Source organism: Pseudoalteromonas sp. EB27 (assembly GCF_001974875.1).
Lineage (GTDB): Bacteria > Pseudomonadota > Gammaproteobacteria > Enterobacterales > Alteromonadaceae > Pseudoalteromonas.
Genome location: NZ_MTQD01000002.1, coordinates 261,674 through 285,040, shown reverse-complemented (window position 1 = coordinate 285,040; position 23,367 = coordinate 261,674). Strand labels below are relative to the sequence as shown.

The following is a 23,367-nucleotide window of genomic DNA, read 5'->3' as shown; positions in this document are numbered from 1 at the left end:
TTATCAATAATATAATTTATGCCATACCAAGGTAACTGCATGAAAGATAAACTTAGTAAGCACCTTTTTGATCCACAAAGCGATGCTTCTATTGAATCAAAGTTATTAAAGTTACTTTCACTCGTACGAAAACATTTGAGCATGGAAGTTGCGTTTATTTCAGAATTCACCAATAATGATCGCGTTTTTAAAGTGGTAGATAACCAAACTACAAATACCTGCGTATCCGTGGGTAACTCAGATCCAATTTGCGAAACTTACTGTAAAAAAATATCCGATAACGAGCTAGAACAAATAATCCCTAATACCCTTGAGCACCCTATAACCCGCAATATGCCAGTTACAGAAAAGCTAAATATTGGCTCGTATATAGGTGTACCTATTGTCTTATCTACAGGTAAAGTTTACGGTACTTTTTGCTGTTATAAAACCATATTAGATAATACCTTGAACGATAAAGATTTGTCATTTCTTAGGTTAATTTCTGAAATAGCTACGGAGTTAATCGAAAAAAATGTTCAATCTAACATTTTAAATAATGAGTCAAAGTCGCTTATTGAAAATATTATAAAAACAAACGATATTACGATTTATTTTCAGCCCATATTTAATTTATCAACCAATCAACTTTCGGGTTATGAGTCTCTGTCACGCTTTTTTATTGAACCCTATAAAACACCTGACATTTGGTTTAAAGATGCTGAAAAGCTAGGTCTAGGAGAAGCATTAGAGATACTTGCTATACAAAATACATTACATTGCTTGGATAAATTTGATGAAAAAGCTTATATCACTATCAACACTTCACCTCAGCATATTTTATCAAGCTCAATAGACAAAGTATTACAAAGCATCGATTGTAATAGAATAATTTTAGAAGTGACTGAACATTCACCTATTTTAGACTACCAAGCGATGCGAACCGCACTTCAACCATTAAGAAACCGAGGTGTAAAACTCGCTATCGATGATGTAGGTGCTGGATTTTCATCTTTTCAGCATATTTTAGAATTAGAGGCAGATATCATTAAGTTAGACATAAGCCTTACTCAAAATATAAATACGGATCGTAGAAAGTTTTTATTAGCTAAGGCACTATGCGGATTTGCCAAAGCGATTAATTGCTCAATAGTTGCTGAGGGAATAGAAAATCAAGAAGAATTAAGTGCGCTGAGAAAGCTAGGCGTTGATAACGTGCAAGGTTACTTTATAGGCCGCCCTGCCCCGCTTGAAGACGCTATTCATTTTCAAACAGTCAGGCTTTAATAAAAAACGCCACTTTTAGTGGCGTTCTGAGTCGTTAAATTCTTTTCGATAATAGCGTTTTTGATAGTTTTTTACTTTAGTGTGTACGCCTTTGCTTAAGCTTTTAAATTTAGCCTCGAGTACGTCTACACCGTATAAAATACCGACCACCAGCACCGAGAGCTTTATTGCAGCGCCAAGGTTTTCGGTCGCTATCATAACGCCTATTGATGCAAGCACCCAGATGGTTGCAGCAGAGGTTACACCAACTACCGCACCATCTTTTGCGAGCATAACGCCAGCCCCTAAAAAGCCAATACCTGTAATTATTTGCCCAACTACACGAGAATGATCTATCACATCCCCTTGTAAATTAAACGCGGTCGATAAAAACAAATACGTACCCAAGGTTATTAACGCAGAGGTACGAATGCCTACAGGTTTGCCGCGCAATTGGCGCTCTATACCAATAATAGCACCACAAAAAGCCGCAGTACCAATAGCTGCCCACGAATACGGGGCTACATCAATTAAATCTAAAAAAGTCACTGTTAACCTTATATTTTATTAGCTATAGCCACCGCTGTTCTTAAACGTTGGCTACCAAACGCTGACATTTTACTAAAATCACTTCGTGCAATAGGTACATATTGGCAATCTATTGCGAGCTGTTTATCGTTACCGGGCTCACAAAACGGATCGTGAACATACACGCAGTGCTCATCAAGGTGCGTAACACACACCCAATGTGGCGATTTTTTACCATCAAAACTGTATGTACTAATTAATAACAGCACACTAAAGCCTTTACTTAACCACTGCTCAATATGCTCAAGCTCTACATCTTTATACGTAAGCGGTATATTTGCCTGTGCAATACCATCTACAAATTGTTGATGCACGGTGGCAAGTACCACTTTTTTGTTTTCGTTGCGTACGCCATCTAAAAACAAAGGCTCGGTGGTATTAACCATTACCTCGCTTTTAAAACCACGCTTATTAGCGGCAAGTGCCAAACCAAACGGATGACAACCACCATGACCCGATGTCATAAAAATGGTGGTACCTTCACGCCAAAGTGCTAACTCATGTGATTGGCTAAGCTCAGTTGTTGGCTCAAGTGCCCCCATTGCCATTAATAGTGCAGCAGGTCCGCATGTAAACTCGGTAGTTTGCTGATACCACGGCGTTAAACGCGCCACTTTTAACTCACTCGTTTGTCGAATGTTTTTTTGCATTCGTAGTGCATCACTGTGGTCATCGTAATAATCGCTATATTGGCCAAACACTCTGTAACCTAAACTTTTATAAAGCCCTATCGCACCTTCGTTATTTACAGCCACTTCTAAACGCAGGTAAATACGCCCGTGCTCACACGTTTCTTTTTCAAGGCTAGTAAGCAATGCCTTTGCAATCCCCTTACCTTGCATTGTGGGTTTTACAGCAAGCGAATACAAACGCCCTAAACGTGTGCCTTTATGGCACCACACTAGCCCATAGCCGCATATTTGCTCGCCATTTTCTGCAACGAGTAAAATACCATGCTTAGCACTTAGCCAGCGCTTTAAACTGCGCGGGCTCAATTTATCGTTATTAAAGCAAGCATTTTCAACGTCAATCAGTGCATTTAAATCACTGCTAAGCGCTTTTCGAATAACAAGGTTGCTCATGTTATTACCCACGGCCTCGTGCTTCTAAGCGTTGTTTAAATTCATCCATAATGATCATGTATAGCTCGTCACCCAAATAGCCGTCTTCTACTTTGTGATCAATACTTGGGTTGTCGTTTACTTCAAGCACGTATGCTTTGCCTTGATGCTCTTTAACATCAACGCCATATAAACCCCTACCCACTGTTTTACATGCTTTTAATGCTGCATCTAACACCGCTTTTGGTAACTCAAAGGTTGGCAATGTTTCAAAGCCACCAGAGAAAAACCGTTTAGCGTCGTGGTTATAAATTTGCCAATGGTTACGCGCCATTAAATAACGACATGCATAAATTGCACGACCATTTAATACACCCACTCGCCAATCGTATTCGGTGTACATGTATTCTTGTGCAAGCACTAATGCGCTAAATTCAAACAGCTCTGTAAGCTTAGCTTCAAGCTCATCACGGTTTGATACTTTATAAACACCTTTTGAGAAAGACCCTTCAGGCATTTTTAAAACAAGCGGATACGTAAACGCTTCTTCTAATTGCTCAAGCGTTTCACTTGCTTGATCTGCCACTACAACCGTTTTTAAACTTGGCACTTTTTGATAATTAAACGCATCGTGTAAATACACTTTATTACAACAACGTAAAATAGACTCAGCATCATCAATAACCACTAAACCCAGGCTTTGCGCTTTGCTTGCAAGGCGGTACGTTGGATGGTCAATCGCTGTAGTTTGGCGAATAAATAACGCATCAAACTGGGCTATGTTATCAATTTCGTCAAAGCTTAATGCTTGTGCATTAATGCCGTGTTTAGCGGCGGCTTTAATAAAACGTGCAATAGCGTCTTTATCACTCGGCGGTACTTTTTCGTTATGATCAACAAGTATTGCCATGTCCCATCTAAAACGACGTTGCACTGAGCCAATACGCCACTGCGTTTTAGTAAAGTTATCTAGCTTGGCTACAAATTCGCTGTACTGCTGCTCGCTTAAAGACGATAAAGACCCTTGTTGCAACAAGCCCTGTTCATCAACAAATAAAATAGGCGTTGGGTATTGCTTAAATACCGACTTAGCCGCTTTTGATTGTAAATCGTTTTGTGTATTACCAAAGTAAAGTGTGCCATCTATTTGGCCCACATTTAACATAGGGGCTTGACCACTACGCAATGCGTTTATGGTTTTTACACTTGGCAAAACTTGGTGCTTGCGCGCCTCAGCAAGTAACGAGCAATAGTAACCTTTGCTCAAGTATTGGCTTGAGTCGCACAGATTAATAATGCGTGTTTTTGGTTCATTTTGTTTTGGGTAATCACGTAAGTAGGTATTAAACGTAATTACATTTTCGAACGATTGAGCAAGCGTTTGCTCGTTGTTATCAACCACAATTAAGGTTTTAAACACGACTTTTCCTAGTTAAGTCAAAATATAAAAAGCATGCTTAGTAAAATACTAAGCATTATAAATAGAAACACCCATCGTACTAAGTGGGCATTGCGCGAATCACTTAATATGATGGGTGCTTTAACAGGTACCTACTGTACGAGTTAGCGCTTAAATTGCTTAAGCGACATGTGCTTTATATGCCCTTTTTTTAAAACGCACAAATGAGATATTTTTAGCGTGAAGATGAAAAATATTGATTAACTATATTTTCCAACTAATGCCGATTAAAATACCCAAAACAATACCTTAAGAGAGTTAAAAATGTCGCTGCCTGCTTGCCCAAAATGCCAATGTGAATATGTTTACCAAGACCAACAACTGCTTATTTGCCCCGAGTGCGCCTATGAGTGGAACCCAAATAATACAAACGATGAAGCCGCCATTTTAGTTAAAGATGCCAACGGCACTTTGCTAAATGATGGCGACAAAGTGACAGTAGCCAAAGATTTAAAAATTAAAGGCAGCTCGCAAGTCATTAAAATTGGCACCAAAGCGGTCGTTAGAAGAGTGCTTGATAAAAAAGATCACGAACTTGATTGTAAAGTAGATGGTATTGGCGAAATGATGGTAACAGCGAAGTTTGTGAAAAAAGCTACCTAAAATTGGATATTTAAAATATAGGATGTTAGATGAAAAATCATAAAAATAAATTCATCCAAGCCTTATGCTCTGTCATTGAAGCTTATTATTAGTGCGTGTAATTGATTTTGTTTAACTGCTATTAGTTGGTGTATATCTAAAGGTCCACCATCCATTTAATAAGGCAAATTATCGCCTAGGTATGTTTAAGCTTTTAACCTCCTCACCTTAATGAGGAGGTATCTCTTGAACTAAACAGTTTACATTTCAGTTAAAGTGCTTTTTAAGCTTTGATTACCCAGTAAAGAAATCAAATACGTTACCAAGTGTTGATGATGAGCCTTTATAAAATTCAGTAAAACTACATCGACTGCATGTCACAGCAGTGTACTTTTTATTTTGAACATCAAAAATTCTTGACCAAAAACCACCCGAAACTCTTATTTCACCGGTATCAAATTCGTTATTATTACACTTAGGGCAAGACCAATTGTTATGTCTCATATTTCAACCTCCATATTATTTATGTACGGTATATTAGACACTTAACGAACACGTGTAGCAATTTTTTTAATAAACAAACCAATATTTAGTTCTTATATTGGTTAAGTTGGAATTTTGATAGATATTTGAATGGCTTTTTAATAATTGCTTTTTATAATAATTAGTACGGGGGTCATACTAATTTCACTTAGGGATTATCTACTTGTTAGCTGTATATTGCGTTAGCAACAAAAATTTTCGTAGGTCCCGTTCATATCTCATTACGTGCAAAATATATACTTTATCGTTATCTTTTTTGTAAAATATACGACAAGGATTCATGACCAGTTCAAGATAATTTAGGTTAGCTAACTCAATTGGTTTTTTACCTGATTCAGGAAAGAGTTCGAGACGTTCAACTTTTTCAAATATTTTGGAAACCAATTTTTTCGCTGACTGCAAATTGCTTAATGCGATATATTCAGCAATATCGTTAAGATCATCCAAAGCTGGATTAGTCCAAATTATTTCAGCCATTTATTCATTTTATCTTTAGCTTCAACATTCGACATGGTTTCACCACGACTTATTGCCTGCTCTCCTTTTGCAAGAGACTCAAGAATTTGCATACGCTTTTGCATAAATTCATAATCATCAACATCTACTAAGTATGCAGATGGTTGCCCATGTTCAGTTATCAACACAGGTTCTTTAGAGGAATGAAGTTCAGATAATATCTTCGTTGCTTGACGCTTCAATGTTGTTACTAGTTCTACTCTCATAATAATCCCCAAACAAATGTATCATTATAGTAGCACCGAGTGGCCAACTTGGGAAATACAACTAACGAGGCTGTAAAGCACTAAAATCAATTAAAAAGGGAGCACCTAACGTCAACCATGCTCATTTTTAAACTATTAGGTACTTCTCATTATATGCCTTTGTACAAATTGAAATACACACTACGTTACGCACTTACAGCATAGCTGTAGGTTAGATAAATGGCGAAGCCATGCCATACGACAATTAATTTATGAATAAAAATAAGCGTTTATTGTGTCGATATGGCTCTATCAGCAAACGGTTCACTCAAAAACCAAAGCTTTATAAAATCTCTACCACCACGTATTCGTGGGCTTTACCTGCAATTGTTAACGTAATTTCATCATCAATCTGTTTATTTAATAACTGCTTACCCATAGGAGCGCCGGGTGTTACTACAGCAATTGCGTGCTGTTTAACGTTTACCGTTAATCCACCAGCGGCTGGGCCTAAATAAAACCATTTTTGCGCTGCGTTATCATCTTCTAAACATAACAGCGAACCGATAGCTATTTTGTCGGTTGGTTTTTCGTTAAAGGCAGGCTCAAACAATTCTATGCTTTTATAGCAATCGTTTACGCGCTGGGCTTGGCCTTGTGCTAAATACGCGGCTTCGAGCCCTAGGGTATCGTATTTATTTTCGGCTATATTTTCTTCATGTGTGGCTGTGTCGTGCGCGGTTTTTGCCGCTACTTTTGCTGTTGTAAGCTGCGCTTCTAGCGCAAAACGAAGGTGTTCGATAACGTGGGTTTTATTCATGGGGATTAATACAATACTGGCAGTAAAAATAAGGCAGCTAGTTTAACATTTTTGCGAGGCCTAAAACCATTGTTTTAAACCCCACAAGTTTGGTTGGAATACTAGCGGGGTTTAAATAAGCATTAAACAAGCAAAGAGCCGTTGATTGGTGCAGCTCTTTGCTTGTGCTTTATTAAAACCTTATGGCATATTTAATAATGTTTGCGTGTGGGCATCTACTTTAACTTCGTAATTTTTAGCGCTTAAGCCCAATAGTTCTGGCAAGGTTGCCGCTATACAAATAGACGAGAACGTCCCCACTACAATGCCGGTAAATAATGCAATAGCAAAGCCTTGCAGTGGTGCGCCTGCAAGTAACCAAACGCTGGCAACCGTTGCAAGTGTGGTACCCGACGTTATTAAGGTACGTGTTAGCGTACTTTTAATCGCATTATTAATAATAGTCGCTGGGCTAAGTACATTGTTTGATTGAACACGTAAAAGCTCACGCACTCTATCCCCTACTATTATTGAGTCGTTAAGTGAGTAACCAATAATAGCCAGTAAACTTGCCAGTACGGTTAGGTTAAATTCAATTTGTAATAGTGAAAATAACCCTAGTACAAGTATTAAATCGTGCACTAGCGCAACCACAGAGCCGAGTGCTAAGCGCCATTCAAAACGCACTGCAAGGTAAATCATTACTGCAATCATTGCAGCAAACATGGCTAAACAACCCTGATCAAATAACTCATCGCCCACTTGTGAGCCAATATAGGCTGACGATAATACCTGTGCGTTTATATCATCGTTTTGTGTAACAGCGCTTTGCCAATCAAGGCTATTAGCTGTTGTTGATGCACTTGGCGCTTCTCTTAATTGAAAATGGCTATTACCTTGCGCGGTTAGCTCAAACTCTCCGTTGTGATTTTCAGCAATAAACGATTGAAGCTCTTTTAGCTCAACACTTTGGCTGGTTGTAAACTCAGTTAAATAACCGCCGGTAAAATCTAGGCCAAAATTTAGACCCTTTTGCGTAAGCGTAAATACGGATAGCAGCACTAACATGGCGCTTAAAAGCATGCCCATAAAGCGTAAACGTGTGCCCGCCTCACCTTTCAAAAAATAATTAAGCATGTGCTTTTACTCCTGCTTTTTTACCCATTTTTAAATACAACGTTTGGCTTAATATTTTTGATACGTACACACCTGTAAATACAGACGTTAAAAGTCCCAGTGCGAGTGTAATGGCAAAACCTTTAACGGGCCCGTAGCCTATGCCGTATAAGATAAGTGCGGTTATCATGGTGGTTATATTGGCATCAAATATTGTATTTGCGGCTTGTTTATAACCCTCTTGAATAGCTTGATATGGTGCACGGCCTTGGCGACGTTCTTCTTTAATGCGTTCAAATATTATTACGTTAGTGTCTACCGCCATACCTATGGTTAGCACCAGACCTGCAATACCCGGAAGCGTTAACACAACCCCTGGTAATAATGACATTAAGCCCACAAGCGACGTTAAATTTAATATAAGTGCTACGTTTGCAATAAGGCCTAAACGACGATACCAAAGCGCCATAAATGCAAGCGTAATACCCATGCCTAACATAAGCGCGGCTAAGCCATTACTAATGTTTTCTTGGCCGAGGCTTGGCCCTATTGTTTGTTCGTGCACAATTGTAACGGGTGCTGTAAGCGAGCCTGCGCGTAGTAACAATGCCAGATCGGCTGCGGCTTGTTGGCTTTTCATATTGGTAATACTAAAACGCGAACTTAAATGCTGAGCAATATTGGCTACGTTAATAACTTCGCTTTTTTTAACTACTTCGCCTTTAGCGTTTTGAGAATACTCAGAGTAAACCGTCGCCATTGGCTTACCAATATTGGCTTTTGAAAACGCCGACATTGCATCCCCGCCTTGACTGTCTAAGCTTAGTTGTACAAGTGGTTTACCCCAATCGTCGCGGCCTATGTTTGCATTATTGATATGATCGCCTGTAAAAATTGGCACAGGATCGAGCTTTATAGTCCCGCCCGATTGCATATTAAATGTTTGCCCGCCAATTTCTTTTAATTGATAAAAACCAAGCGATGCAGTTGCACCAATAATACGTTTTGCTTCGTTTGGATCTTGCACGCCCGGTAACTCTATACGAATGCGATGTTTGCCTTGTTGCTGTGTTACCGCTTCGGTAATGCCCAATTCTTCAATACGCGAACGAAGGGTTGTAAGTGTTTGCCCCATTACTTCTTTATCAAAGCTGCTGCGGCCTTGCTCCGAATAACTAAATTTGGCAGCCTTAACGCTGCCGTTATTGCTTGTTACAACGGCTAAATTAGCAAATCGGCTTTGTAGCTCTTCAATAACGGGGGTTAACTTGTCGGTTGCATTAGGCAATGCGTTTATTTCAAACCCGTGCTGAGTTTGCTGCGCTTTTACACCATGTGCTTTTTGCTTAATAATAATTGATTTAGCTTGTTGATACGCACTGACTAATTGCTCATCAACGGCTTTATCTAAATCTACGTCTAGTACAAATAACACACCGCCATTTAAATCAAGGCCCAGCTTTATTGGTGATAAACCAAAATTTTGTAACCATGTAGGGCTTGTTGCATGCTCAACAACTTTAACTTGCGTGTTTGGGTATTGCGCTTTTATAGCCGCTTGCGCCTGTGCGCTTTTAGTTGGCTCGTTTAAAAGTACATTAATAGTTGATTGCTTATCTAAGCCCTGCTCAACCTCAAGCCCTTGGTTATTTAAAAAAGTAACTAGGGTTTTAGTGCTTGGTAAAGATTGCGTTTCGCTGTGCGCAGCAGCACTTATGTGCAACCACGATTTATTTGGATATAGGTTTGGTAATGCGCTGATAGCTAATAAAACCAGTACTATTAGCATGGCGATATAGCTTAATTTAAATTTAGCCGTAGACGGCTTTTTATCTTTTTTAAAACTTAACATCTTTAATCCTTATTGCCAGCAAAGCTAGCAACGTACTTTTTAAAAGCACAATTAATCTGCAGGCTAAAACTTTAAAAGTTAAAACCTAATAAAATTAAATAAGGAAAATTAAGCGTGGTAGGTAGTTACAGCTCTGTAGAGTAAGTTAACGTCTTTCCAGCCACTCAAGCGCGACTTTTTACTATTAGTTACAAGCGTATACCAAGGCTGTATAGGATTAACGGCTCTTGGTCGTAAGAATATATGCCTAACAAGGTTTTGAGCGAAAAATTCAAAAACCACATCGTATTCTGGTTCACTTTGAACAGTGTGCAAAAACAATGATGAATTATTGGCAGTTAACCTTGGTTGGTGCGCGTCAAAATCGGTTTGATGCGTTTTTTTATGCTGCGTAATATCTACAGACTTACTAATAGGCTGTATTTTAGTTAAATCGCCAATATCAGTAAGCGAAACCTGCGTACTAATATTGATATTTAAATTTTGTGAGGCGCCCATAGCATTGCTCTGCACACTAAAAAGTGCAGCAAGTAGCAAAAAGGCAGTTAATAACACTCTAAATTTAAACATTCACGTTTTAAAACTAAAATAAGGGATGCGTAGTATATAAGGGCAAGCATTTAAAATACAATGCTTATTAATTAAGTATTTAGTTTTAACAGAGATCACTAATGCGCCCCAGACAAAGCAGTGAAAAACGACCAGACGCCATGAACCTACGCCAAAGTGTAAAAACGCTTTGCCCCTACCTTACAAAATTTAAAGGCCGTGTTTTTATTGCACTTATGGCGCTTATAGGCGCAAAAGGTGCCACGCTTTTAATGCCTTGGGCGCTTAAAGAAATAATAGACTCTGTAGATAAGTCGATTAACCCACTGATAGTTATTCCCGCTTTATTGTTATTGATGTACGGTGCACTGCGTTTTGCTAGCGTATTTTTAGGTGAAATAAGAGATGCTGTATTTTCTCGCGTAACCGAGCACGCCATGCGTGATATTGGTTTAAAAGTATTTAAGCATTTACACTCGCTTGAACTGGCTTTTCATTTAGATAGGCAAACCGGTGGCATTACCCGTGATATAGAGCGCGGTACTAGCGGCTTAAGTTTTTTAATGCGTTTTTTAATGTTTAACATTGTGCCTACTTTGTTCGAAATACTGACTGTTGCGATTATTTTTGGCACGTTGTTTTCTGTTTGGTTTGCGCTTATTACATTACTGGCAGTCGCTATTTATATTACCTTTACTGTAGTGGTTACCCAGTGGAGAAACCGATTTATTAGAGAAGCAAATGCTGCCGACAATCAAAGTAATACCCGCGCCATAGACAGCCTACTTAATTATGAAACTGTAAAGTATTTTAATAATGAGCAGTTTGAAGCAAAAACGTACGACACCTTTTTAGCAAACTGGGAAAAAGCCCGTTTAAAAAATAGAATGTCGTTGCTCGCACTCAACTCAGGCCAAGCACTTATTATTGCTTGTGCTATTACTGCCTTAATGTGGTTGGGCTCAACAGAAGTAGTTTCAGGTACACTCTCTATTGGTGAACTTGTGATGATTAACGCATATATGATTCAGCTATTTTTACCGCTTAACTTTTTAGGCTTTGTGTACCGCGAAATAAGACGCGCGCTAACCGACCTTGAAAACATGCTTGGGCTACTTAACAAAAAACCACAAATAACCGATGCACTTAATGCAAAAGAGCTAAATGTTAGCCAAGGTGAAATAACATTTAACAATGTAAGTTTTAGTTACGATGCGCATCGCCCTATTCTTAATAGCCTTAACTTTTGTGTTAAAGCTGGCAGCAAAGTAGCCATTGTTGGTGCCAGTGGTGCAGGTAAAAGTTCATTAGCGAGACTGCTTTATCGTTTTTATGATGTAAGCGCTGGTGAAATTAGTATTGATAATCAAGCAATAAACTCAGTAACACTTAATAGTTTACGAAAAGCCATTGCAATAGTCCCACAAGATACTGTGCTGTTTAACACTACTATTCGTGAGAATATCGCTTACGGCAGACCATCAGCAAGTGATGCAGAAATTGACGAAGCCATTGCTATGGCGCATTTAAAAGACTTTATAGCAACACTTGATAAAGGCGATAAAACACTGGTTGGCGAGCGCGGTTTAAAAGTATCCGGTGGCGAAAAACAGCGTATTGCCATTGCACGCGCTATTTTGAAAAAGTCCCCTATTTTAATTTTTGATGAAGCAACTTCTGCACTCGATTCTCATTCTGAGCAAGCAATACTCGCAGCAATGCGTGAAGTTGCCAGTAACCATACGAGTATTGTTATTGCTCATCGCCTTTCTACTATTACCGATGCAGACACCATTATTGTGCTCAAAGCCGGACAAATTATTGAGCAAGGTAAGCACGATGAGTTACTTACACTCGCCGGAGAATATGCCCGTATGTGGGAGCTTCAGCATAAAAAATAAATAGTGTGTAACCCCTCTTAGCTCGGATACTTTCAAGTATTCGAGCTAAATAAAGCTTTTATAGCGCCTATCGACCTTTCTCTTTTCTTCTATATTAGTTTTATCGAGCACTGTGGTGATTCACCTCAAAAGGTTTGTTTGTATGATTAATATCAATAACAATCGATAAGTTAAATATTCGTAACAATAAATGATTCACTTCTATTTGAATCAAAAAGCTCCTCAGGGGAACATAATGAAAAAGAGTTTAATTGCAGCAGCTTTAGTTGCCACATTTATTACCGGTTGTTCAGAGCCGCAAACAACAAAAACAGACGAGCAACAACCTAAAATAGCCACTACAGCAGTGACAAAAAAAGCAGAGTTAGGTAGTTTTGGCGTTGATTTAACAGCGCGTAACAAAGCCGTTAAACCAGGCGATGACTTTTTTATGTATGCCAGCGGCACCTGGTATGACAACTACGTAATGCCTGCAGATAAAACCCGCTACGGTGCATTTTCAGGATTAGCTGAGCGCAGCGAAGACGATGTTAAAGCTATTATTGAAGAAATAGCGGCGCGTAAAGATTTAAACGCAGAAGAAAAACTCGTTGCTGATTTTTACAATGCGTATATGGATACCGAAACGCTTAATAAGCTAGGTGTAGCGCCAATCAAGCCATTATTAAGTGAAATTAGTGATATAGCGTCAACTGACGATTTAGCTGAAATGTTTGGAAAGTCTTGGTTAACCGGTAATAAAGCCCCTTTTGGTGGCGGCATGTGGTTTAACCGCTTAGACCCTAACAAATATGAAATGTCCCTCGGTGCTGGTGGTTTAGGCTTACCCGATCGCTCTTACTACCTTGAAGACGCTGAGCGCTTTGTTAAAACCCGTACAGCTTATGTTGCTCACATTGCCGATATGCTTGAATTTACAGGCACTGAAAATACCGCTGAGCGCGCTCAAGCTATTCTTGAACTTGAAACTAAAATAGCACAAGGTCATTGGCCGCGTGAAAAACGTCGTAATCGCGATTTAACCTTAAATCAAATTGAACGCACCGATTTAAGCACGGCTTACTCAGGTTTTAATTGGGATTTATACTTTGCGCAAACAGGCTATAAAGTACCTCAGTTAAATGTGTCTCAGCCTGAGCCAATAAAAGCGATGATTGAGCTAATCAATCAAGAAGATATTGCAGTATGGAAAGACTACTTAACGTATCACGCTATTAGCGGTAACGCAGGTTTGCTATCAGAGGAAGTATTTAATACTAACTTTGCTTTTTTTGGTAAAGAACTAAACGGACAGCAAGAACCTCGACCTCGTTGGAAACGCGCAATAAGTCAAATGTCGGGCACAAATTCGCTTGGTTTTGCAATTGGTAAAATATACGTAGCACGTTACTTCCCTGAGTCATCAAAACAGCAAATGTCTGAGCTGGTTGAAAACCTTCGTACAGCCCTTGGTGAACGTATTGATAACCTAGAGTGGATGGGCGATGCAACTAAAGTAAATGCGCGCGCTAAACTGGCTGCCTTTGTACCGAAAATTGGTTACCCCGATGTATGGCAGTCTTATGAAGGTTTAAGCATTACTAAAAATGATTTGATTGGTAATGTGAAAAACATGCGTGAATTTTTCCACGCAGAAAGTGTTGAAAAAGAGCTACAAAAAACAGACCGTAACCGCTGGGGCATGACGCCACAACGCGTAAACGCTTACTACAATAGCTCGTTTAATGAAATTGTATTTCCGGCTGCGATACTACAACCGCCGTTTTTCGATCCAAATGCCGATCCGGCAGTAAACTATGGCGGTATTGGCGCTGTAATTGGTCACGAAATGGGTCATGGATTTGACGATCAAGGTTCAAAATCAGACGAAAACGGTGTGCAACGTAATTGGTGGACTGATGCTGACCGTGCTGCATTTGACAAAAAAGCCGATCAATTGGCTGCGCAGTACAGTAAATACGAGCCAATTGAAGGTAATTTTGTTAATGGTCGCAACAGCCTTGGCGAAAATATTGGTGATGTGGGTGGTTTATCAATGGCTTACCACGCTTACAAGCTAAGTTTAAACGGCAAAGAAGCACCTGTTATTGACGGTGTTACTGGCGATCAACGTTTCTTCCTTGCGTGGGCACAAGTATGGAAAGAAAAACGTACTGAGCAAAGCATGCTTAACCAACTGCGTGGTGGCACACATGCCCCAGGTCGCTTTAGAGCACAAGCGCCGCGTAACCACGATGCATGGTACAAAGCGTTTGATGTAAAACCAGGCGATGAGTTATACCTTCCTGAAGATGAACGTGTACGTATTTGGTAAGTAATATATGAGGCTATTAGTTTGCCTTGTTTAATTTTATTACTCAATGTAGGCAACTCATTAAATGAGTTGCCTTTTTATTGGGTTTTATTTGCTCTGAAAACCATCTTTAAGTCCCCCTACAATCCCTTAATAAAATGCACTTTAGATGGCTTTTAAACGCGACAGTTTTAATCTACTTTAATACTTACTAGCCCTTGAATGCATTTACCTTTAGAATACGCACTATAATTTTATTCTATTATTTACATATATTAAGGCGAAACGCAGATGGGAAGAGCTTACCAAAACAAAAAAGATTCAATGGCTAAGACTGCGGGTGCTAAAACTAAAGTTTATTCTAAGTACGGCAAAGAAATTTATATTTGCGCTAAAAACGGTGGTGTAGATCCAGATGGTAACTTATCATTACGTCGTTTGATTGAACGCGCTAAAAAAGACCAAGTACCAGCACACGTTATTGACCGCGCAATAGACAAAGCAAAAGGCGGCGGCGGCGAAGACTACTCAGCAACACGTTACGAAGGTTACGGCCCAGGTAACTGTATGATTATTGTTGATTGTTTAACAGATAACAACAAACGTACCTTTGCTGATGTACGTGTTTGTTTTACTAAAGCAAATGCTAAAATTGGCGCTCAAAACTCTGTTTCACATTTATTTGATCACCTTGCTATTTTTGTATTTGACGGTGATGACGACGAAGCAGTACTTGAAGCACTAATGATGGCTGATGTTGATGTAACTGACGTAGAAGTTGATGACGGTAAAGTCACTGTTTTTGCTCCTCACACAGAGTACAACAACACACGTACAGCGCTTGAAGAAATGGGCGTGACTGAATTTGACGAAGACCTAATTAGCTTTGTGCCACAAATTGAAACACCTATTGAAGGCGAAGACGTAGAAGTTATGGAACGCTTTTTAGCCATGCTAGAAGATTGCGACGACGTACAAAACGTTTACCATAACGCGCAATTCTAAAATTAGTTAACTAAGTTAGAACGACTTTAAGCCAACAGCTATGTTGGCTTTTTCATTTTTAGAACGTGGTATAAATATATGAATAATCTTACGGAGCTTAAAAGTGGCAAACTTGTTGGTGCTACTCGCCTGCAATTAGTAGAAGAGCTAAACACATTCCCTGAAGAAATTTTTAGCTTAGCTGACACGCTTGAAGTACTCGATTTATCAAATAATAATTTATCAACACTACCTGATAAATTTGCCTGTTTAACACGTCTTAAGCGTGTATTTTTATCGTTTAATCAGTTTAAGCATATTCCTGCGGTTTTAGCTAAATGCCCTGCTCTGATAATGGTTGCATTTAAAGGCTGTAAAATATCTGAGTTTAGTGATTATTGTTTACCAAAAAATATTGAATGGCTCATACTCACCGACAATAATATTACTGAGCTACCACAAAGTTTTGGCCAATTTACACAGCTCAAAAAGCTCGCGCTTGCGGGCAATAAACTTAAGCAACTACCAAGTAGCATGGCGCAGTGTAAAAACCTCGAGCTTGTTAGGCTCTCTGCTAATAACTTAACACACGTAGACGACTGGCTGTTTGAATTACCTAAACTTGCTTGGCTTGCGTTTGCCGGTAACGATTTTAATAAAGCTCAGTGCCTTACAAAATGCAGCTTAGAAAATAAACCTCTCAACGATTACACACTTAGTCATGTTATTGGCCAAGGTGCATCGGGCGTTATTCATTTAGCACAAGCTGCTGACAGCGCTGTAGCGATTAAATTATTTAAAGGTGCAATTACCAGCGACGGCTACCCGCTTGATGAAGTAAATTGCTGCTTACAAGCAGGCGATCACGCTAATTTAATTAAAGTACTTGCCTACATAGAACAAAGTGATCAGTTAGGTTTAGTGATGGAGCTAATAGATAAAAGCTTTGCTAATTTAGGCCTGCCTCCAAGCCTTGAAACCTGTACGCGTGATACCTTTAATAATGATTGCCATTACTCAACTGAAGCTATTTTAAAAATTGCACAGCAAATGGTAAGCACACTGCATCACTTGCATACTAATAAAGTGAGCCATGGTGACATTTATGCGCATAACACTATGGTTAACCAAAACCATAACGTTCTGTTTGGTGACTTTGGTGCTGCAACTAATTTAACAATGCTAAGTGAGTATCAGCAAAAGCAACTAGAGTTGATAGAAGTAAGCGCTTTGGGCTGTTTAATTGAAGACTTATTAAGCACGGTAACCGGCGATGATAGACAAAGCGAGCTATTTTTTAAAATGTCCGATATGGCAAAACGTGCTATGCAACCTATATTAAATCAAAGGCCTACATTTATTGAGTTATTAGAAGAGCTAAATATATAACTCAGTATTAATTAAATAAATTCTAAAAGGGTGCAACGTGTAACACGTTGTTCCCTGTTAGTTTGTATTGTGTATTTATTCGATCATTCGAATTTATTTAGTGCGCTTAAACGGATAAACCTGTTGTTTTAGCATACCTATCGGCATGTAATCCCCGACTACACCATATGCTTCTGGCCACTCTTTTTGGCCTTTAACAGCTGTACCAAACGCATAATCTAAAAACGAAAAATGCGCAGCGTAATTACGGTCAATCGCGGCTTTATCTGACGCATGATGCCAATGGTGAAACTGCGGTGTAACCATAAAATATTTTAGCCAACCAAATCTAACACGTACATTTGCATGATTAAACACAGCCTGCAAACCCACAATTATTACGTATAAACTAATTATTTGCTGTGAAAATCCAAGTACAAATATGGGCGTGAGCACTAAGCTGCGAGTAACCAGTATTTCAAGAATATGTTGGCGAGAGCCCGCTAACCAATCCATTTCTTTAGCGCTGTGATGTACGCCATGAAAACGCCATAACAAAGGAATTTCGTGATAAGCACGATGCACCCAATACTGCATTAAATCGGCCACAAGTATTATTAAAAACAACTGCACTACAAAGGATGTTTGCTCTATATAACCTTGTACTGTAGATGATACAGCCCAACCAAAACCATAATGTACAAAATGGTTAGTAACAAGTAATACAAAACCAATAATTAAATGATTTACAAAAAAGTGGTTTAAATCACCTCGCCACTCACTACGCAATATTTTTTGCTCTTTCCGATGCGGTAGCAGCTTTTCAATAACAATAAATATGAGTGTTGAGCCGAGTAAATCTAAAATAAACCAATCGAGCCCTATGTAAGGTGTGTCGCTGGCAAACTCGTTTACCTCAACGTTTGGTCCGCCAAACATAATAGCCAATATAATAAAAAACCACGCTGTAGCTCCTAAGCGCTTATTGGTATTACGTACAAAGTTAAGTAGTCCTAAACTGCCGGATATTAGCAATGCTGCAAACATAAGCTGGCGCAAAAAACTAACGTCGTAGCTTTTTCTCAGTTCTGGTGTGGTTAAGTATTCGGGAAAGTGAAAAGCTAATACGCCTAAACAACTCAGTATTGCTAAAAAACAGGCTATGTAGCCACTTATGTTGCCCTCACCTATCTGAAGGTGGTTTGTGCGAAATACCTTTCGTGATAAAGCTCTGATCATTTTTATTATCCCTTGCTTCGTTGAGTTGATTAAATACAACGAAATTCCATTGATTTACACACCCACATATTAACAAAATTTAGGGTATAAAAAATACAAATAGTTCACTCCATAGTCTGAGTTGCAAATATACAGATAAACCAAACGCAAAAAAGCCACGCAATGCGTGGCTTGGTTGGATAAAGCTAAACTTTTACGAGGTCAATTATAAGTACTGACCTAGTGCTTTAACTTGGTCTAGCATGCGGTTTGAGAAACCCCATTCGTTGTCGTACCAAGCCATTACTTTAACTAGATTACCATCGGCTTTAGTTTGCGTTGCATCAAAGATAGATGACGCTGGGTTATGGTTAAAGTCGATAGAAACAAGCGGAAGCTCGTTGTATTGTAAAATATCTTTCATTGAACCCGTTGACGCTTCTTTCATGATTGCATTGATTTCTTCTGCAGTCGTATCGCGCTTAGTAATAAACGTAAAATCAACTAAAGATACGTTGATTGTCGGTACACGTACCGACATACCGTCTAATTTACCAGCAAGTTCTGGTAATACTAAACCAACAGCTGCCGCAGCACCTGTTTTAGTTGGGATCATAGATTGAGTTGCACTACGAGCACGGTATAGGTCTGGGTGGTATACGTCAGATAGGTTTTGATCATTCGTATAAGAATGAATCGTTGTCATACTACCTTTTTCAATACCTACTGTGTCATTAATTGCTTTTGCAAGTGGTGCTAAACAGTTAGTAGTACACGATGCATTTGAAATAATTTGGCTATCAGCGTTAATTACATCGCTGTTTACACCATGAACCACTGTTGCATCCATATCTTTACCTGGAGCAGAAACGATTACTTTTTTAGCGCCCGCTGTAATGTGCTTAGCAGCGTCATCACGTTTAGTGAAAAAACCAGTACATTCTAAAACGATATCTACGTTTAGTGCTTTCCACGGTAAATTTGCAGGGTCGCGTTCTTGCGTTAACGTAATTACGTCGTCATCGATTAGCATAGTGTTATTTTCAAGTGTTACTTTTTTAGAAAATTGACCATGAACTGAGTCATACTGCGTTAAATGTGCATTAACGTTAGCAGGTGCTAAATCGTTAATTGCTACAATTTTAATTTCGCTGTTTTGAGCTGACTCATAAAGTGCACGTAAAACATTTCTACCGATACGGCCGTAACCGTTAATTGCTACATTAATCATTTTAGACTCCTATTTAAGTTCACTTGCTTGGCGAGCAAGCGCTTCAATTGCTTGCCAGTCTTTATTTTCAATTAGTTGTTTATCTAGCATCCACGTACCACCAACACAAATAACATTGTTAAGCGCTAAATAGTTCGGTGCAGTTGCTAGGCTAATGCCGCCAGTTGGGCAAAAAGTAATATGTGGTAATGGGCCACCGATTGATTTAAGCATTGATGTTCCGCCTGCAGCTTCTGCAGGGAAGAATTTTAAATACTTAAAACCATGCGACGCAAGTTGCATAACTTCACTTGCAGTTGCAGCGCCTGGTAAAAATGGTATATCTGATGTTTTAGCCAAAGCAATAAGCTCATCGCTAACACCTGGACTCACCATAAAATCTGCACCTGCGGCAACCGAAAGATCAAAGCTTGCTTTATCTACTACCGTACCAGTACCTACATAGGCTTTAGGTACTTCTGCTTTCATCAGCTTTACAGCTTCTGCAGCAATAGGTGTACGTAGTGTTATTTCTAAGGCTTTTAAGCCACCGTTATATAACGCTCTTGCAAGTGGTGCTGCATCTTCTAATTTTTCGATTACAACCACTGGCACTACGGGTGCCGATGCTAAGATTTTTTCAATACTCATTACTTGTTCCTCATTACCCAGTATGGCTAATATTTATTCAAGTCCAAAAGCACTCGCGCCTAAATCGGCACTGCTTACGATATTTCTAAATCCAGTAAATAATTCACGACCTGTACCAAATGTTGCACTTGGCAGGCTAAGTTCTGCTTCACGTTTAGCAAGTTCTTCGTCACTAACGTGTACTTTTAATATTCCGTTTGGCGCATCAAGTGTCACTAAATCACCTTCTCGGATTTTAGCAATAACGCCGCCTTCGACTGCCTCTGGTGCTAAGTGAATAGCTGCTGGTACTTTACCTGATGCACCCGACATACGACCGTCAGTAACAATGGCTACTTTAAAGCCTTCATCTTGAAGCGTTGCCATTACTGGCGTTAATTTATGTAGCTCTGGCATACCTTTCGCTTTAGGGCCTTGCTCTTTTAGCACGGCAATAAAGTCTTGGTTTAATTCGCCACGCGTGTATGCGTCTTGCAGAGCACTTTGTGAGCTAAATACTTTTGCTGGAGCAGTAACAACCTGATGTTCAATAGCAACAGCTGACACTTTAATAACAGCTTTACCTAAGTTACCCGTTAGAAGTTGCAGACCACCTTGCTTACTAAAAGGGTTACTCACTGGGCGAAGTACTTCTTCATCGTGTGAATTTGCTGGGCAATCTACCCATTTTACTTTAGTTGGGCCGGTTGAGTTGCTCATGATCAGGCTATCGTCTTTATCTAAACGAGGCTCTGTCATGTAAGGTGCTAAACCATCGCCTAGCATTGTTTTAACGTCTGTGTGTAAGTAACCAGCGCTTGCTAGCTCTCGCATTAAGAAACCCATACCGCCAGCTGCTTGGAAGTGGTTTACATCAGCTGAGCCGTTAGGGTAAATACGTGTAAGTAGTGGTACAACTTCTGATAAATCAGACATGTCTTTCCACGTAACCTGAATGCCCGCCGCTTTTGCTATCGCAACAATATGAATAGCATGGTTAGTAGAACCACCTGTAGAAAGCAAGCCGACTAAACCGTTTATGATCGTTTTTTCGCTGATCACATCGGCTAAACACGGGCTTTCTTTATCATCTGTAAGCTGCTTAAGCATGGTTTCTACAGCATTACCTGTAAGGCCATCGCGAAGCTCAGTGTAAGGATTAATAAACGAGCTACCAGGAAGGTGTAAGCCCATTATTTCCATTAACATTTGATTTGAGTTTGCAGTACCGTAGAACGTACAAGTACCTGCGCTGTGATAAGACGCGCTTTCAGCCTCTAATAAGTCTTCGCGACTTACTAAACCTTGTGCAAATTTTTGACGAATACGTGCTTTTTCTTTATTAGGAATACCTGATTGCATTGGACCTGCGGGTAAAAAGAACACAGGTAAATGACCAAAAGACAGTGCACCAATTAATAAACCCGGGACAATTTTGTCGCAAACGCCTAAACAAAAAACGCCATCAAACACATCGTGTGAAAGCGATATTGCCGTAGACATAGCAATTACATCACGAGAAAAAAGCGAAAGTTCCATACCGTCACGCCCTTGCGTAACACCATCACACATTGCAGGAACACCACCAGCAACTTGTGCTGTAGCATCGAATTTTGTTGCAATGTCTTTAATTAAATCTGGGTAATCTTTGTATGGCACATGAGCCGAAAGCATGTCGTTATATGAGTTGATAATAGCAAGATTTGGCTGCTCATCAGATTTTAAGCGCGCTTTATCATCACTGCTACACGCAGCCATAACATGGGCTATATTTCCGCAACCTAAACCGGCACGAACTCTTGTTTGTTTTTTTGCGTGCGAAATACGTTCTAAATAATCTTGACGGGTATTTTTACTGCGTTCGATAACGCGCTGGGTAACTTCTTGAATACGAGGATGTAACATAATTTAACTCATCTCTATTAGTTAGAGGATAAAGGCTCAGTAGCAACTACAGACTCCACGTAAATAACTGTACTGAGCATCTTTGATTTACCCGTTCAAAGGTACGCTACCAGGGAGCCTCTCACAACAGCCCTGACACCGGTGTCACTGTATTAACGCATAGCAATGACACCGGTGTCAACCCTGGGTAACAAAAATAGTTTAATATTTTAACATGACCGAATAATGACCTAATTGATTTTTAGGCACAAAGTATATTTTAGCAAGTTCAGAGCAAAAAAAAGCCCAAATAAGCGTCACTCATATTCGGGCTACTGTGAAAGTTTTTTTAACTCACTATTTTATCGCAGAGGTAGACTCGCGTGTAATTAAGCGCGACTCAAGTGTTACCTGATAAGGCTTTTCTTGTGGTTGAGCTATGTGTGAAATAAGTTGAGTTACGGCCTGTTTAGTCATCTCTTCAACCGGTTGTGCTATAGTTGTTAAACCAGGCCAAATATGACGCGCAATGGGTGCATTATCAAAACCAGCTATTGAAATGTCATCAGGCACTTTTAATTGGCGCTGAGTAGCTAATTTTAATACCGCTGCCGCCATGTAATCGTTTGATGCAAATACAGCTGTTGGCCTAGGGGACAAATCTAATATGCTACGTGCACTATCTACACCAGAATGATAACTAAAGTTACCCTCCTCTACTAATCGTTCATCAAACTCTATCCCATGGCTTGCAAGTGAGCGCCTGTAACCTTTAAAGCGTTGTTGCGTAGCACTGTGATCCGGGTGCCCTTTAATAAACGCTATAGATTTATGCCCAAGGCTAATTAAATGCTCAGTAATTTCAAATGCGCCTTGCTCATCATTACTACGAACTGAAATAGAATCATCTTGAAGTAAAGCTGACGCAACTCTTGCATAAGGAATTTTTTTAGATTTTAAAAAAGAAGCCAGCTCAGCAAAATCACCAAAAGGAGGTGTTAGCACAATGCCATCTAATCGAGATGTCTGCAGTAATTGCTCAATATTATTTATAAGGGCATCACCACGAAACTCACAGGGGTGTATCAATAGATTATAATTATTTTCTTTGCATGCTTCTAGAGCACCCGTTTGCACGCGAGTGATGTAGCTTTTACTTGGGTTATCGTAAAGACAGCCAATAATAAAGCTACGATTTTGTGCAAGCCCTCGTGCAATTGGGTTTGGGGTATAATCGAGTTCTTTAAATACCGCAAGCACCTTTTCTCGGGTTGCAGCACTAACATTAGGCTCGTTATTTAAAACGCGTGATACGGTTTTTTTAGAAACACCAGCATGACTTGCCACACTGTTTATTGTTACTTTTTTCATCACTCTATTTTTC

General features: G+C 39.5%; 21 protein-coding genes. 6 read left to right on the top strand and 15 right to left on the bottom strand.

Annotated features, from left to right (window positions below; translation table 11 throughout):
- The first annotated feature begins 39 nt into the window (after nt 1-39).
- Complete coding sequence (locus BW142_RS03835) at nt 40-1,266, top strand: EAL domain-containing protein (protein WP_076923947.1); 1,227 nt, start codon at nt 40-42, stop codon at nt 1,264-1,266.
- 15 nt (nt 1,267-1,281) lie between these two features.
- Here the strand turns inward: BW142_RS03835 and BW142_RS03830 are convergent, their stop codons facing one another.
- The 3 genes from BW142_RS03830 to BW142_RS03820 are packed head-to-tail and all read right to left on the bottom strand — an operon-like array spanning nt 1,282 to nt 4,314.
- Nucleotides 1,282-1,794, bottom strand: a complete 513-nt coding sequence (locus BW142_RS03830; RefSeq protein ID WP_024600291.1) for an MgtC/SapB family protein — start codon at nt 1,792-1,794, stop codon at nt 1,282-1,284.
- 8 nt (nt 1,795-1,802) lie between these two features.
- Nucleotides 1,803-2,915 carry a GNAT family N-acetyltransferase/peptidase C39 family protein gene (locus BW142_RS03825; protein WP_076923999.1) on the bottom strand — a complete coding sequence of 371 codons (1,113 nt, stop codon included), beginning with the start codon at nt 2,913-2,915 and terminating at the stop codon, nt 1,803-1,805.
- 4 nt (nt 2,916-2,919) lie between these two features.
- Nucleotides 2,920-4,314 carry a RimK family protein gene (locus tag BW142_RS03820; protein WP_076923946.1) on the bottom strand — a complete coding sequence of 465 codons (1,395 nt, stop codon included), beginning with the start codon at nt 4,312-4,314 and terminating at the stop codon, nt 2,920-2,922.
- A gap of 303 nt (nt 4,315-4,617) precedes the next feature.
- Here BW142_RS03820 and BW142_RS03815 point away from each other — a divergent pair, with 303 nt between their 5' ends.
- On the top strand, nt 4,618-4,956 hold the full coding sequence (locus BW142_RS03815) for a zinc ribbon domain-containing protein YjdM (RefSeq protein WP_076923945.1): 339 nt from the start codon (nt 4,618-4,620) through the stop codon (nt 4,954-4,956).
- Nucleotides 4,957-5,229: 273 nt separating this feature from the next.
- On the opposite strand, the gene BW142_RS03810 is transcribed toward BW142_RS03815, so the two are convergent.
- The 7 genes from BW142_RS03810 to BW142_RS03780 all read right to left on the bottom strand — a co-directional run bounded on the left by BW142_RS03810 (nt 5,230) and on the right by BW142_RS03780 (nt 10,516).
- Nucleotides 5,230-5,439: a zinc ribbon domain-containing protein gene (locus tag BW142_RS03810; RefSeq protein WP_024600295.1), complete on the bottom strand. Its 210-nt coding sequence runs from the start codon at nt 5,437-5,439 to the stop codon at nt 5,230-5,232.
- A 198-nt stretch (nt 5,440-5,637) separates the two neighbouring features.
- Entirely contained in the window at nt 5,638-5,955 is a 318-nt protein-coding gene (locus tag BW142_RS03805; RefSeq protein WP_076923944.1) for a type II toxin-antitoxin system RelE/ParE family toxin, read from the bottom strand.
- Nucleotides 5,943-6,200 carry a type II toxin-antitoxin system Phd/YefM family antitoxin gene (locus BW142_RS03800; RefSeq protein WP_010555056.1) on the bottom strand — a complete coding sequence of 86 codons (258 nt, stop codon included), beginning with the start codon at nt 6,198-6,200 and terminating at the stop codon, nt 5,943-5,945. Before BW142_RS03800 ends, BW142_RS03805 begins: the two co-directional genes overlap by 13 nt.
- A 322-nt stretch (nt 6,201-6,522) precedes the next feature.
- Nucleotides 6,523-6,999, bottom strand: coding sequence for a GreA/GreB family elongation factor (locus BW142_RS03795; RefSeq protein WP_076923943.1), 477 nt, complete (start codon nt 6,997-6,999; stop codon nt 6,523-6,525).
- A 180-nt stretch (nt 7,000-7,179) separates the two neighbouring features.
- Nucleotides 7,180-8,115 (bottom strand): protein translocase subunit SecF, encoded by a 936-nt coding sequence (gene secF / locus BW142_RS03790; RefSeq protein ID WP_076923942.1) that lies wholly within the window; start codon nt 8,113-8,115, stop codon nt 7,180-7,182.
- Nucleotides 8,108-9,946: a protein translocase subunit SecD gene (gene secD / locus BW142_RS03785; protein WP_076923941.1), complete on the bottom strand. Its 1,839-nt coding sequence runs from the start codon at nt 9,944-9,946 to the stop codon at nt 8,108-8,110. The genes secF and secD overlap by 8 nt, the downstream gene beginning before the upstream one ends.
- A 108-nt stretch (nt 9,947-10,054) precedes the next feature.
- Nucleotides 10,055-10,516, bottom strand: coding sequence for a hypothetical protein (locus BW142_RS03780; RefSeq protein WP_076923940.1), 462 nt, complete (start codon nt 10,514-10,516; stop codon nt 10,055-10,057).
- Between the two features lie 101 nt (nt 10,517-10,617).
- On the opposite strand from BW142_RS03780, the gene BW142_RS03775 reads away from it, so the two are divergent.
- The 4 genes from BW142_RS03775 (at nt 10,618) to BW142_RS03760 (ending at nt 17,062) form a co-directional block, all read left to right on the top strand.
- On the top strand, nt 10,618-12,396 hold the full coding sequence (locus BW142_RS03775) for an ABC transporter ATP-binding protein/permease (protein WP_076923939.1): 1,779 nt from the start codon (nt 10,618-10,620) through the stop codon (nt 12,394-12,396).
- A 235-nt stretch (nt 12,397-12,631) separates the two neighbouring features.
- Entirely contained in the window at nt 12,632-14,710 is a 2,079-nt protein-coding gene (locus BW142_RS03770) for a M13 family metallopeptidase (protein ID WP_076923938.1), read from the top strand.
- A 270-nt stretch (nt 14,711-14,980) separates the two neighbouring features.
- A complete protein-coding gene (locus BW142_RS03765) occupies nt 14,981-15,694 on the top strand; it encodes a YebC/PmpR family DNA-binding transcriptional regulator (protein WP_010555049.1) in 714 nt (237 codons plus the stop codon).
- A gap of 78 nt (nt 15,695-15,772) precedes the next feature.
- On the top strand, nt 15,773-17,062 hold the full coding sequence (locus BW142_RS03760; protein ID WP_076923937.1) for a leucine-rich repeat-containing protein kinase family protein: 1,290 nt from the start codon (nt 15,773-15,775) through the stop codon (nt 17,060-17,062).
- A gap of 93 nt (nt 17,063-17,155) precedes the next feature.
- On the opposite strand, the gene BW142_RS03755 is transcribed toward BW142_RS03760, so the two are convergent.
- The 5 genes from BW142_RS03755 to BW142_RS03735 all read right to left on the bottom strand — a co-directional run bounded on the left by BW142_RS03755 (nt 17,156) and on the right by BW142_RS03735 (nt 23,354).
- Entirely contained in the window at nt 17,156-18,280 is a 1,125-nt protein-coding gene (locus BW142_RS03755) for a sterol desaturase family protein (protein ID WP_076923936.1), read from the bottom strand.
- A gap of 205 nt (nt 18,281-18,485) precedes the next feature.
- Nucleotides 18,486-19,490, bottom strand: coding sequence for a type I glyceraldehyde-3-phosphate dehydrogenase (gap, locus tag BW142_RS03750; RefSeq protein WP_076923935.1), 1,005 nt, complete (start codon nt 19,488-19,490; stop codon nt 18,486-18,488).
- Nucleotides 19,491-19,499: 9 nt separating this feature from the next.
- Entirely contained in the window at nt 19,500-20,120 is a 621-nt protein-coding gene (gene eda / locus BW142_RS03745) for a bifunctional 4-hydroxy-2-oxoglutarate aldolase/2-dehydro-3-deoxy-phosphogluconate aldolase (RefSeq protein ID WP_076923934.1), read from the bottom strand.
- A gap of 33 nt (nt 20,121-20,153) precedes the next feature.
- A complete protein-coding gene (gene edd / locus BW142_RS03740) occupies nt 20,154-22,004 on the bottom strand; it encodes a phosphogluconate dehydratase (RefSeq protein ID WP_076923933.1) in 1,851 nt (616 codons plus the stop codon).
- Nucleotides 22,005-22,340: 336 nt separating this feature from the next.
- Complete coding sequence (locus tag BW142_RS03735; RefSeq protein ID WP_076923932.1) at nt 22,341-23,354, bottom strand: LacI family DNA-binding transcriptional regulator; 1,014 nt, start codon at nt 23,352-23,354, stop codon at nt 22,341-22,343.
- Between the last annotated feature and the right edge of the window lie 13 nt (nt 23,355-23,367).

Coding starts and splice junctions, on each gene's coding strand:
- BW142_RS03770 (WP_076923938.1), top strand. CDS start 12,632: ATGAAAAAGAGTTTAATTGCAGCAGCTTTAGTTGCCACATTTATTACC.
- secF (WP_076923942.1), bottom strand. CDS start 8,115: ATGCTTAATTATTTTTTGAAAGGTGAGGCGGGCACACGTTTACGCTTT.
- edd (WP_076923933.1), bottom strand. CDS start 22,004: ATGTTACATCCTCGTATTCAAGAAGTTACCCAGCGCGTTATCGAACGC.
- secD (WP_076923941.1), bottom strand. CDS start 9,946: ATGTTAAGTTTTAAAAAAGATAAAAAGCCGTCTACGGCTAAATTTAAA.
- BW142_RS03775 (WP_076923939.1), top strand. CDS start 10,618: ATGCGCCCCAGACAAAGCAGTGAAAAACGACCAGACGCCATGAACCTA.
- BW142_RS03735 (WP_076923932.1), bottom strand. CDS start 23,354: ATGAAAAAAGTAACAATAAACAGTGTGGCAAGTCATGCTGGTGTTTCT.
- BW142_RS03755 (WP_076923936.1), bottom strand. CDS start 18,280: ATGATCAGAGCTTTATCACGAAAGGTATTTCGCACAAACCACCTTCAG.
- BW142_RS03760 (WP_076923937.1), top strand. CDS start 15,773: ATGAATAATCTTACGGAGCTTAAAAGTGGCAAACTTGTTGGTGCTACT.
- BW142_RS03825 (WP_076923999.1), bottom strand. CDS start 2,915: ATGAGCAACCTTGTTATTCGAAAAGCGCTTAGCAGTGATTTAAATGCA.
- BW142_RS03810 (WP_024600295.1), bottom strand. CDS start 5,439: ATGAGACATAACAATTGGTCTTGCCCTAAGTGTAATAATAACGAATTT.
- BW142_RS03765 (WP_010555049.1), top strand. CDS start 14,981: ATGGGAAGAGCTTACCAAAACAAAAAAGATTCAATGGCTAAGACTGCG.
- gap (WP_076923935.1), bottom strand. CDS start 19,490: ATGATTAATGTAGCAATTAACGGTTACGGCCGTATCGGTAGAAATGTT.
- BW142_RS03800 (WP_010555056.1), bottom strand. CDS start 6,200: ATGAGAGTAGAACTAGTAACAACATTGAAGCGTCAAGCAACGAAGATA.
- eda (WP_076923934.1), bottom strand. CDS start 20,120: ATGAGTATTGAAAAAATCTTAGCATCGGCACCCGTAGTGCCAGTGGTT.
- BW142_RS03815 (WP_076923945.1), top strand. CDS start 4,618: ATGTCGCTGCCTGCTTGCCCAAAATGCCAATGTGAATATGTTTACCAA.
- BW142_RS03795 (WP_076923943.1), bottom strand. CDS start 6,999: ATGAATAAAACCCACGTTATCGAACACCTTCGTTTTGCGCTAGAAGCG.
- BW142_RS03835 (WP_076923947.1), top strand. CDS start 40: ATGAAAGATAAACTTAGTAAGCACCTTTTTGATCCACAAAGCGATGCT.
- BW142_RS03780 (WP_076923940.1), bottom strand. CDS start 10,516: ATGTTTAAATTTAGAGTGTTATTAACTGCCTTTTTGCTACTTGCTGCA.
- BW142_RS03805 (WP_076923944.1), bottom strand. CDS start 5,955: ATGGCTGAAATAATTTGGACTAATCCAGCTTTGGATGATCTTAACGAT.